Raw genomic sequence first — 553 nt, forward strand, 5'->3', positions numbered from 1 at the left:
GGATCGTTCCCAGCCTTGTCTCCGGCACGACAGAATAGCGGGCGTCCCCGCGCATTCCGCGCGGTCATGCTCTATTCCGCTGCGCTCCACCGAGCCGGTGCCATGCGCCGTCTCGTCGCCCCTGGCGTGACGATCATTGACGTGAGGAGCGGCCTGCCGCTCCTGATGGCCATCGCGCCACGCGCGATGATGGTTACGCGGCCTCCGGCCAGCGGTGTGGGCTGACGCTCCCCTTTAGGCCCGCCGCGGCGGGCCGCAACCCGTCCCTTCGGTCCGGGTCCTCCACCTGCGTTGCGGTCCTGCGGATGCAGCCCGCCTCCCTCGGCGTGCCTGCCGGTGCGCTTCTGCCGCCCACCCCGCAGTCCGGGGCCGGTGTTTGGCAAGGAGGAAGAAACATGGAACTCAAGCATATCGATATCGCCCATCTCTGCGTCTCGCCTGTCAACATGCGGGGCATGAAGAAGGCGCCTGATCTCACCAACATCCTGCCCTCCATTCGCGCGCGGGGTGTGCTGGTCCCGCTGATCGTCCGGCAGAATGGATCACCGGAGAC

The 553-nt window shown here is 67.5% G+C and carries 1 protein-coding gene; it reads left to right on the forward strand.

Annotated elements, in window-relative coordinates; translation table 11 throughout:
• Positions 1–225: hypothetical protein (locus tag MJ601_RS21810; RefSeq protein WP_242130487.1), on the forward strand; the 225-nt coding region annotated here is incomplete at its 5' end.
• Positions 226–553: the final 328 nt, after the last annotated feature.

It is taken from the genome of Sphingobium trunci (assembly GCF_022664535.1).
GTDB lineage: Bacteria > Pseudomonadota > Alphaproteobacteria > Sphingomonadales > Sphingomonadaceae > Sphingobium.